This is a genomic window from Pseudomonas sp. 51_B, assembly GCF_017491595.1.
GTDB lineage: Bacteria > Pseudomonadota > Gammaproteobacteria > Pseudomonadales > Pseudomonadaceae > Aquipseudomonas > Aquipseudomonas promysalinigenes.
On sequence record NZ_JAFGYW010000613.1, the window covers coordinates 1 to 240 of the forward strand.

1 pseudogene is annotated in these 240 nt (G+C 65.8%); it reads left to right on the top strand.

Going from position 1 to position 240, the window contains the following annotated elements:
• Positions 1–126, top strand: a pseudogene (locus tag J5M56_RS27155) (cell division protein FtsZ); the annotation flags it as partial.
• Between the last annotated feature and the right edge of the window lie 114 nt (positions 127–240).

Genomic DNA, 240 nt, shown 5'->3' on the forward strand with positions numbered 1-240 from the left:
GGTGCCGGTGCCAATCCTGAGGTCGGCCGTCAGGCTGCACTCGAGGACCGTGAGCGCATTGCCGAGGTGCTGCAGGGCACCAACATGGTGTTCATCACCACCGGCATGGGTGGCGGTACCGGTACCGCCACCCATGCCGGTGGTGATGAACACCATGTTGGTGCCCTGCAGCACCTCGGCAATGCGCTCACGGTCCTCGAGTGCAGCCTGACGGCCGACCTCAGGATTGGCACCGGCACC